The organism is Streptomyces antimicrobicus (genome assembly GCF_020532625.1).
In the GTDB taxonomy this organism is placed as follows: domain Bacteria; phylum Actinomycetota; class Actinomycetes; order Streptomycetales; family Streptomycetaceae; genus Streptomyces; species Streptomyces antimicrobicus.
This window is the reverse complement of the sequence record NZ_JAJAUY010000200.1, coordinates 1-8,577: the sequence shown is the minus strand read 5'-3', so window position 1 is coordinate 8,577 and position 8,577 is coordinate 1. Positions and strand designations below refer to the sequence as shown.

General features: G+C 77.5%; 2 protein-coding genes. Both read right to left on the bottom strand.

Going from position 1 to position 8,577, the window contains the following annotated elements; genetic code table 11:
- The coding region (locus LG632_RS28585; protein ID WP_226730642.1) for a type I polyketide synthase at positions 1-3,009 on the bottom strand (3,009 nt) is incomplete at its 3' end.
- Positions 3,010-3,052: 43 nt separating this feature from the next.
- Positions 3,053-8,563 carry an SDR family NAD(P)-dependent oxidoreductase gene (locus tag LG632_RS30640; RefSeq protein WP_308109367.1) on the bottom strand — a complete coding sequence of 1,837 codons (5,511 nt, stop codon included), beginning with the start codon at positions 8,561-8,563 and terminating at the stop codon, positions 3,053-3,055.
- Between the last annotated feature and the right edge of the window lie 14 nt (positions 8,564-8,577).

The window sequence follows — 8,577 nt, the reverse complement described above, 5'->3', positions numbered from 1 at the left end:
GGGCAGCGCCATCAGGTCCCGGGCCGCCGGGCCGAGGCGTACCAGGGGCGAGCCCAGGTCCAGCGGGACACCGGGGCGCGGGGTGCCCGGCTTCGCCGCGGGCGTAGGGGCGAGCGCGGGGCCGGGGACGAGGGTGGGGGCGGTCGGGGGAGTGGTGGCCCGTGGCGCCAGCCGGGTCCAGTCGGGGTCCAGGCCCTCGGCCCACAGGGCGGCGGCCGCCCGGCGCAGGGCGGCCGGGCCGTCCAGCCGGGGTACGGACGCGGCCACCGCGAGGTGCTCCCGGCCGCGGAGCGTGTCCTCGACGAAGCCCGTCAGACTGCCGGGCCCGGCCGAGACGAAGCCGCGCACGCCCGCTTCCTCGTAGAGCCGCAGCGTGAGTCGGCGGAAGTCGACGGGCCGCAGCAGATGACGGACCACCAGTTCCCGTACCGCTTCAGTCCCTTCGGGGTACGGCGCCCCGGTCGTGGCCGACCAGACGGGAACGCCCGGCGCGGTGAGGGGGAGCCGGTCGAAGGCGCGGCGCACCTGGTCGAGGTACGGCTCCCACATCGGTGTGTGGAAGCCCGAGCGGAACGGCAGTTCCTGGCCGAGCACCCCCTCCGAGCGCAGGCGCGCCAGCACCCGGGCGACGTCGTCCGGGGACCCGCACACCACCGACTGGTGGGGGCAGTTGTCGTGGCTGACGACGATGTCCGCGAGCCCGTGCAGGGCCGCCTCGGCTCGATCGGCCCCGCAGCCGAGGGCGGCGTAGACCAGGTCGGGGACCTTCAGCGCGCCCGGGCGCAGGGAGTCGAGGAAGGCGTCCACGGCCTCGGTCGGGTACATCCCGGCCGCCACCATCGCCGCCCATTCGCCCACCGAGTGACCGGCCAGGAGGTCGGCCTCGATGCCGAGTGCGCGCAGGGCGGTGGCGAAGAACCGGCCCGCGCCGATGGCGTCCAGCGCGCGTTCGACGAGGTCCGTGCCACGGGACAGCGGTGGTGGGCGCAGACCCAGCAGCTCGGCGACGTCGTCGACGGCCGGGGCGAACTCCGGCTCCAGGCCGGGGAAGAGCACCGCCACCCGACCGCCACCGGCCGGGCCCAGCAGGGGGCGCGGGCTGAACCAGACGTCACCCCGGCCGCGCCAGGCCGTGCCGCGTCCGACCACCTTGGCCGCGAGGGCGAGCCGCTGCGGGGTCGGGCCGACGACAGCCAGACGGCACGGATCACCGGCGCTGCCGCGCGGCCCGCCGCGCGTCCCGGGCCGGGCGCCACCGCTGCGCTTCCCGGCCAGGAGCCGGGCCATGGCGGCGGGGTCGGGGGCGGTCAGCAGCAGCACCTGTTCGGCCGTGGACGAGGACGAGGACGAGGACGTGGACGTGGGTGGGGGTGTGGGCGTGGAGGGCGAGGTGGAGGTGGACGGGGACGTGGACGTGGACGAGGGCCTCGGCCCGGAGGCGGAGGCGGACGCGGAGACGGACGCGGAGGCGGAGGCGGAGGCGGAGGCTCCCGTGACGGCCGCCGGTGCCTCCGCCGGCGCCTTCGCAGGTACCGGTTCCGGGCCGGTCGCGCCGACCGGCAGGAAGCGGCGGGAGAGCGCCGGGAGCGGGGCGGGGGCGGGGCGTTCCTCCAGGACGGCGTGGGCGTTGATGCCGCCGAAGCCGAAGGCGTTCACCCCCGCGCGGCGCGGTGCCCGGCCCTGTTCCCACGGTTCGGCCGACGTGAGCGGCCGCATCCGGGTCCGGGCGAGGTCCGGGTGCGGCTCCTCCACGTGCAGCGTCGGCAGCAGCACCCCCTCGTGCACCGCGAGGGCCGCCTTGATCAGGCCGGCCATGCCGGAGGCCTGCATCGTGTGGCCGAGCATCGACTTCACCGAGCCGAGGGCGATCGGCCGGTGGTCGCGGCCGGGCCCCCGGCCTCCGCCGCCGGCCGGGTCGGGCGGCCCGAACACCTGCGCCAGTGTCTGCAGTTCGGCCGCGTCACCCACCGGCGTCCCGGTGCCGTGCGCCTCCAGCAGCCCCAGCGCGTCCGCCGCCCGCGGGTCGAGCCCGGCCTCCCGCCAGGCCCGCTCCAGCGCCCGTACCTGGCCCTCGGGCAGCGGGCTCATCAGGCTGGCGGCCCGGCCGTCACCGGCCACGCCGGTGCCGCGGATCACCGCGTAGACCCGGTCGCCGTCCCGTTCCGCGTCCGCGAGCCGCTTGAGGACCACGATCCCGGTGCCCTCGGACAGCAGCGTGCCGTCCGCGCGCCGGTCGAACGGCCGGATCCGCTCGCTCGGACTCAACGCCCTGAGCTGCGTGAACACGCTCCACAGCGTGGCGATGTGGCAGTGGTGGACGGCTCCCGCCACCACCACGTCGCACCGCCCGCCGGCCAGCAGTCCCACCGCCTGGTCCACGGCCAGCAGCGAGGAGGCGCAGGCCGCGTCGAGCGTGTACGCGGGTCCGCGCAGGTCCAGCCGGTTGGCGGTCCGGGCGGCGGTGAAGCTCGGCACCAGGCCGATGGAGGCGTCCGGCCGCTCGGGACCCAGGGCCTGCTGGAACGCGGCGCGCACCGAGGCGATGCGCTCCTCGCCGAGCTCGGGCGCGAGTTCGCGCAGCGTCTGCGCCACCTGGTGGGCCGTACGGACCCGTTGGTCGAGCCGGGCGGTGGCCACGCCCATGAAACCGCCCCGGCCCAGCACCACGCCGATCCGGGACCGGTCGGCCGGCAGCCGGGCCTCGCCACCGGCGTCTGCGATCGCCTCCGCCGTCGCGTGCAGCGCGAGCATCTGGTCGGGCTCGGCCCCGTCCACCGCCGTGGGCATGATGCCGAAGCGGGTCGGGTCGAAGGTCGCCAGGCCGTCGACGAAGCCGCCGCGCCGGCAGTAGAAGCGGTCACTGACCGCCGGGCCGGTGGCCCCGGCGGGGTCGTAGTAGACCTCGGGGTCCCAACGACCGGGCGGCACCGCGGTGATGGCGTCCGTCCCGGCGAGCAGGTTGCGGCGGAACGCGGCGAGGTCGGGGGCGCCGGGGAACACGGCGCCCATGCCGACGATCGCGGCGTCCGTGGGCCGGGGGCCGCGGCGCAGTTCAGCCACGGCGCTCGCCCCCGGCGGCGTGACCCCGTGCCGTGCCGGCCCCGGGGGCGGTGCCGGCCTCGGGGGTGCCGTTGGCGCGAGGGCCGCCGTCGTCGCCCTGCTCGGCCATGAGCACCACCTGGACGTCGGTGCCGCCGGCCAGCTCGGCGAGGAAGGCCGCGGTGCCGGCCTCGGGCTCGATCAGGGCGATGCCGCGGCGCGCGTACGCCCGTTCCAGCTCCGGCGTGACCATCCCGCCCGCCTCGGCCGCCCACGGCCCCCAGTCCACGGAGAGCACCCGGCCCGGGAAGCCGTCGCCCGCCCAGGCCCGGGCGAGCGTGTCCAAGGCGTCGTTGGCGGCGGCGTAGTCGCACTGGCCGCGGTTGCCGTAGACGCCCGCGACGCTGCCGAACAGGGCCAGGAAGCGCGGGGCGGGGGACGCGCCGTGGTCGGCGGCCGCGGCCGCGAGGTGCCGGGCGCCGGTCACCTTGGTGGCGAACACCTCGGCGAAGGCGGCCGGTTCCTTGTCCCGCAGCAGCGCGTCGCGCAGCGTTCCGGCGCCGTGCACGATCCCGTCGAGCCGGCCGTGCCGGGCGCGTACGTCGGCCACGACCGCCCGGACGGCGGCCTCGTCGGTGACGTCGGCGCGGTGGTACCGGACGGAGGCGGCGGTCCCGGCGAGGGCGTCGAGGGTGGCCCTGACCTCGCGCTCGGCCAGGATCCGCGAGGCGGCGGCCTCGATCTCGGCCGGGGCGCGCAGGCCCTGCGCGATCAGGGCGGCGCGCAGGGCCACCCGGTCCTGGGCGTGCGGGAACGGGTCTGCTTCGGCGGGGAGTTCGGTACGGCCGAGCAGCTCGATGTGACAGCCGGTGGCCCGGGCCAGGGCGAGGGCCGTTCGCGCGGTGATCCCGCGCGCACCACCGCTGAGCAGCACGACGGAGTCGGCGGACACCGGCAACGAGCCGTGCGCCGTGGGAGGTTCGGCGTCGAGGGCCTGCCGGACCAGACGCTGCCCCTCGGGCGCGTACGCGACGGCGGGCGGCCCGTCGGGGGTGAGCAGCTCGGCCAGCAGACGGGCCGCGACGCGCTCCGGGTGGTCCTTGGGATCGACGTCCACGGCGCGGACGAGCGTGCCCGGGAACTCGATCGCGGCGGTCCGGGCGAAGCCGGGCAGGCCGGCGCCGGGCAGCGGGTCGGCGCCGGTTCCGGCGGCCGTGCCGCCGACCAGGAGCAGCCAACGGGCTCCGCCGGTCAGCACCCGCTGGAGCGCGGCGAAGCCCTCGGGCAGCACGGGCTGCGACGCGGGCCGCAGGGCGCCCAGATCGACCAGGCCGTCGAGCTTGGCGGGGGTGCGGTGCGCGTCCGCCGCGGCATCGGGGTCCGGCGTGCCGTGGGCGTCGGATGCGCCCGGCGTGCCGTGCCCGCCCTCCGCGTCCGCCAGGTCGGTCAGGTCGGTCAGGTCGGTCAGATCGGGCATCAGGCCGGTCTGTTCGGCCAGTTCGGTCAGTTCGGTCAGTTCGGCCAGTTCGGTGAGGCCCAGCACCTCGGCGCCCTGCGCCCGCAGCATCTCGCCGAGCGCCAGGCCGATCCCGTGCCCGTCCTCGACGATCCCGAACCGGCGGCCGCGCAGCACGTCGTGCGGGTCCCGCGGGCCGGGGTCCCCGAGGGGGACGTCCTCGACCACGAGGCGCCGGAGCCGGGCCGGAGGCCCGGTCACCGCACGCACGCCGTCCGGCGCGGGCGGCGGCGCCTCGGGCCGGGCGCCGGTGGCGGCGGGGTGACGGGTGGTGATCCAGTCGACGATGCCGCGCAGGGTCTTCAGCCGTGCCAGCTCCTCGACCGGCGAACCGTCGGCGCCCGCTGCCGCGCCGTCGGGCAGCAGGCCGACGCGGTCGGCCAGCGCCCCGACGATCTCGACGCGTTTGATGGAGTCGATCGAGAGGTCCGCCTCCAGGTCGAGATCGGGTTCGAGCATGTCGTGGGGGTAGCCGGTCCGCCCGTGGACGATGTCCAGCACGATCTCCATGACCTCGTCGGCACGGGGCGCCGCCGGGGTCACGACCACGCCACCGCCGGCCACCGAGGCGTCGCTTGGACCGTCGGCCACGCGGTCGGCCAGGCCCTCGGTCGGGCCGCCGGTCGGGCCGTCGGCCCCGGCGCGGCCGTTGCCGTTGCCGTTGACGACCGAGGTGTGGCCCGCCGGGCCGTGGTCCGCCGGGTAGGCCCCTGGGACGGAGCCCCGGCCGCCGTCGGCCCGGGGGTGGCCGTAGCCGTTGACCGGGACCGGGGCAGGGAGTGCCGCGTAGGGCTGCGGGGCGGAGCTCATCGTGCCGTGGGCGTGGGCGTGGGCGTGGGCGTGGGCGTGGGCCTGGCCGTTGCCGTTGTCGTTGCCGTGGGGCACTGCCCGGTCGGGGAGGGCCGCGTACGGTCGCGGGGCGGGGGTCGGTGGGCCGTCCGGGGTGCCGAGGTAGCTCAGCAGTACGTCCCGCTGCGCCGCGGCCAGTTCGCGGGTGGTCCGGAGGTACTCCAGCACGACTTCCTCCCGCCGCTCGGAGCCGCCCCGGCCGCTCCCGGCCGGGGCGCCCTCGGCGGCCCCTGTCGCGCTCACCGCTGTGCCTGCCGTCATGGCCGATCCGCCTTCCGAGAGCGAGGTCGTGTCCGTCCGTGTGACCGAGTACGTGCCGAAGCCGGAGCCAGGGCCTGGGGCGACCGCCGCGTGCACGGGCGCGGCCCGGCCGGGACCCGGTCCGGCCGGACCGCCCGCTCCGCCCGTTCCGCCCGGGCCACCCGGCCCCGCCCCGGCCACCCGCTGAGCCGGTCGTAGGCCTCCGGCGAGCGGTTCGCCCGTGGCCGCGTCGCGGACCAGGTGGCCGTCGACCAGCCAGCCGGCGCGGCGCGGCGGGTGCGGCGGGAGGTGTGCGGCGCGGCCCTGGAACAGCCTGTCGGGGGTCACGGGAACACCGGCCGTCGCCAGTTCGGCCAGGGCCGTCAGGAGGCGGGGCAGGCCCGGTTCGCCGGGCACGTCCAGGGGGACCACCCGGTGGGGGCGGCCGGCCAGGATGCGGCTGACCAGCGTGGCCAGGACCCGGCCCGGGCCGGCCTCCACGAACGTCCGGACGCCGGACCCGTACATCGCCTCGATCTGCTCGACGAAGCGCACCGGCTCCGCCAGCTGACTGGCCAGCAACTCCCGTACGGCGTCCGCACGGTGCGGGTACGGCGCCGCCGTCGTGTTGGACCAGACCGGGACGGCGACGTCGGCCACCGCCGTCCCGGCCAGCTCGTCGGCGAGAGCGGCGCTCGCTCCCGCCACCACCCCGCTGTGGAACGCGCACGCCACCGGGATCCGGTCGGCGCCGGTCCCCGCGGCCCGCAGGGCCGCCACGCACGCGTCCACCGCCCCGGTCGGCCCCGACACCACGCACTGGCGCGGCGCGTTGTGGTTCGCCACCACGCACCCGGTGCGCTCCGCGACCTCCCGCACGTCCTCCGGCGCCGCCCCCACCGCGGCCATCGCCCCCGGATCGTCCCCGGCGGCCTCCAGGATCGCCGCGGCCCGCCGCCGGCTCAGCCGCAGCAGGGCCGGCAGGTCGTACGCGCCCGCCGCCCACAGCGCGGTCAGCTCCCCGTACGAGTGCCCGGCCACGCAGTCGGGCCGTACGCCGAGCTCGCCGAGCAGCAGGTGCGCGGCGGCGCCCGCCAGACCCAGGGCGGGCTGCGCCACCCGGGTGTCGGTGACGGCCACCCGCTGCGCCGTCCGCTCCTCCGGCGTGAACGCCGCCGGTGGGAACATCGCCGCGGCCGTCTCCGGCGCCTCCTCCAGCAACTGCCGCAGCGCCGGGAAGGCCACGAACAAGTCGCGCAACATGCCTGGTCGTTGACTGCCCTGGCCGGGGAAGAGGAACGCCACCCGGCCCGGGTCCGCGTCCTGCGGCCGGACGTGGACCCCGTCGCCCGCGGTGAACGCCCGGGCCCGCTCCAGCCGCCGCGCCAGCTCGTCCAGGTCGGCGGCGACCACGGCCACCTGCACCGGCCCCGGCTGGGTGGAGACCTCAGCGGCCAGGTCCCGCAGGGCCCACGGCCGTCCGGCGCTGGCGTTCTCGGCCAGCCGGCCCGCCAGCCGGGACATCGCCCGGCCCGCCGCCCGCCGGTCGGCACCGCGGAAGAAGAACAGCTCCGCGGGCCAGACAGCCAGCGCGTGACCGGGCTCGGCGGCCCCGCCGTAGCCCGCCAGTACCGCGTGGTAGTTGGTGCCTCCGAAGCCGAACGCACTGACACCCGCGACGCGTTGCTCGACCGGCACCGGCCACGGCCGGGCCACCGTGTCGAACGCGAACGGGCTCGACGCCGTCCGCCACGCCGGGTTCGGGGTCTTGAGGTTCACGGTCGGCGGCCGGACACCGGTGTGCACCGCCTGCACCGCCTTGATCAGCCCCGCCAGCCCGGCCGCGCACTTGGTGTGCCCGATCTGCGACTTCACCGAGCCCAGCGCGCACGCCCCGGCCGCAGCCCCGGCCTGCGTGAACAGGTCGGTCAGCACCGCCAGTTCGGTGCCGTCGCCGACCACCGTGCCGGTGCCGTGCGCCTCGATCAGCCCCACCTCGGCCGGGGCGATCCCGGCCCGCCGGTACGCCCGTTCCAGCGCCCGGCGCTGCCCCTCCGGCCGGGGCGCCGTCAGGCCCAAGGAGCGGCCGTCGCTTGCCGCTCCCACGCCCTTGACCACGGCGTACACCCGGTCGCCGGCCCGCTCGGCGTCGGCCAGCCGCTTCAGGACCAGCACCCCCACCCCCTCCCCGAGCGCGATCCCGTCCGCGCTCGCGTCGAACGGGCGGCACCGGCCGGACGGCGACAGCGCCCTGACCGAGGCGAAGAGCAGGTAGTCGTTCACGCCGTTGTGCAGGTCGGCGCCGCCGCACAGCACCATGTCGCTGTCCTCGTCGCGCAGTTGGCGGCAGGCCAGGTCCAAGGCCGCCAGCGACGACGCGCACGCCGCGTCGACCGTGCAGTTGGCGCCGCCGAGGTCCAGCCGGTTGGCGACCCGGCCCGCGATGACGTTGGCCAGCACCCCGGGGAAGGAGTCCTCGGTGAGCCGGGGCAACTGGGCGTCCAGCTCCGGCGGCAGCTCGCCGAGGTAGGCCGGGTGCAGGGCCCGCAGCCCGTAGGCCCCCGCCAGCTCGGTGCCGGCCTCCGCCCCGAAGACCACCGAGGTGCGGGAGCGGTCGAAGTCCCGCCCGGGGCCGTACCCGGCGTCGGCGAGCGCCCGCGCCGACATCTCCAGCGACAGCAGCTGCACCGGCTCGATCCCGGTCAGCGACGCCGGGGGGATGCCGTGCGCGAGGGCGTCGAAGGGCAGCGGGTCGAGGAAGCCGCCCCACCGCGACGGGGTCCGCTCCCCGGCCCGGGCCGGGTCCGCGTCGTAGTACAGCTCCGGGTCCCACCGCCCGGCCGGCACCTCGCCGACCGCGTCGGCCCCGGCGACGGTCCGCGCCCAGAACTCCGCCAGGCCGGGCGCGCCCGGGTACACGCACGCCATACCGA